The following is a 2,156-nucleotide window of genomic DNA, read 5'->3' on the forward strand; positions in this document are numbered from 1 at the left end:
GCCCTGATGATAAGGGCTTGATCGCTAAGATTACAAATATTTGTTATAAACACCAATTAAATATCTTACATAATAATGAATTTGTTGATTTTGAGACTAAACATTTCTTTATGCGTACGGAGCTTGAAGGGATTTTTAATGAAATAACTTTACTTGAAGATCTTAAATATAGTTTACCTGAAGGTACAAATTGCCGATTAATTAGTTCAAAACGCAAACGTATCGTTATTTTAGTCACTAAAGAAGCACATTGTCTTGGTGATATTTTAATGAAAAATTATTATGGTGCATTGGATGTCGAAATCGTCGCCGTTATTGGCAATCATAATAACTTACAAGAACTGGTTGAACGCTTTAATATTCCATTTCACCACATTAGTCATGAAGGTTTAACCCGAGTTGAGCATGATAAGTTACTTGCGACAAAAATTGACGAATACACCCCAGACTATATTGTATTAGCCAAATATATGCGTGTACTTAATCCCGAGTTCGTAGAACACTATCCAAACCGTGTCATTAATATTCACCACTCTTTCTTGCCTGCATTTATTGGCGCAAAACCCTACCATCAGGCCTATGAGAGAGGTGTAAAAATTATCGGTGCTACCGCGCATTTTATTAATAATGAATTGGATCAAGGTCCAATTATTATGCAGAATGTGATAAATGTCGATCATACATATAATGCAGATGCGATGATGCACGCCGGCAGAGATGTAGAAAAAACGGTACTTAGTCGTGCGCTTGATCTTGCTCTTCATGATAGGATCTTTGTTTATAAAAATAAAACAGTGGTGCTGTAATGAAATCAATTACTCTCATGCCAATTAAGATGGTTGAAGGTACAATTAACCTTCCCGGCTCAAAAAGTTTATCAAATCGGGCACTGCTTCTTGCCACACTGTCTAAGGGTACAACAAAAGTCACTAACCTTCTAGATAGTGATGACATTCGTCATATGCTGAACGCTCTCAAAGCACTCGGAGTAAATTACCAACTTTCTGAGGATAAAACAGTCTGCGAAATTGAAGGTTTAGGTGGGGCATTTAATGTTCAAGGAGGACTTTCTCTTTTTCTTGGTAATGCTGGTACGGCAATGCGCCCGTTAAGCGCTGCACTTTGTCTAAAAGGTGAGACAGAGGGTGAAGTAATCCTCACCGGTGAACCTCGAATGAAAGAACGTCCCATTCAGCATTTAGTCAATGCACTCCATCAAGCGGGTGCTGATATACGTTATTTGGAAAACGAGGGTTATCCTCCTCTTGCTATTCGAAACCGTGGCATAAAAGGTGGAAAAATCAAAATCGACGGTTCAATTTCATCACAATTTCTGACCGCACTTTTAATGACATCTCCCCTTTCTGAAAACGATGTAGAAATAGAAGTTATTGGAGAATTAGTTTCCAAACCTTATATTGATATCACATTGGCAATGATGAAAGATTTTGGTATTAATGTAGAAAATCATGAATACAAAACTTTCCATATTAAAGGTAACCAATCCTATCTTTCACCCGGCACATATCTCGTAGAAGGTGACGCCTCCTCCGCTTCTTACTTTTTAGCGGCTGCCGCTATCAAAGGCAAAGTAAAAATCACGGGTATTGGAAAAAATTCTATACAAGGTGATCGTTTATTTGCCGAAGTATTAGAAAAAATGGGAGCAAAAGTGACTTGGGGAGCTGATTTTATCCAGGTAGAAAAGTCCCAGCTTCATGGCATTGATATGGATATGAACCATATCCCAGATGCAGCAATGACTATTGCAACAACCGCACTTTTTGCAGAGGGCGAAACCACTATTCGCAATATTTACAACTGGCGTGTGAAGGAGACGGATCGTCTCACTGCAATGGCAACCGAATTAAGAAAAATCGGCGCAGAAGTTGAGGAAGGAGAAGACTTTATTCGTATTACTCCAATTCCATTAAATAAATTTCAGCATGCAAGCATTGCTACCTACAATGATCATCGTATGGCAATGTGTTTTTCACTGATTGCACTTTCAGATACTCCCGTAACAATTCTTGATCCTCAATGCACAGCAAAAACCTTTCCGACATTCTTTGAAGAATTTGAAAAAATTTGTGTAAGGAATTAAATAAATACGAAAAATTTTCTACGATGTTTCAAGTAGTAAAAATCCACCTTCA

The 2,156-nt window shown here is 37.8% G+C and carries 2 protein-coding genes; both read left to right on the plus strand.

All coding sequences use genetic code 11. The features are described from left to right. A partial coding sequence (gene purU / locus BKK47_RS12005) for a formyltetrahydrofolate deformylase (protein ID WP_143529633.1) occupies positions 1–806 on the plus strand: 806 nt, incomplete at its 5' end. Next, positions 806–2,104, plus strand: a complete 1,299-nt coding sequence (gene aroA, locus BKK47_RS12010) for a 3-phosphoshikimate 1-carboxyvinyltransferase (protein WP_077495052.1) — start codon at positions 806–808, stop codon at positions 2,102–2,104. The genes purU and aroA, both read left to right, overlap by 1 nt. Positions 2,105–2,156: the final 52 nt, after the last annotated feature.

The sequence above is a fragment of the Rodentibacter mrazii genome (genome assembly GCF_001998825.1).
Classification (GTDB): Bacteria; Pseudomonadota; Gammaproteobacteria; order Enterobacterales; family Pasteurellaceae; genus Rodentibacter; species Rodentibacter mrazii.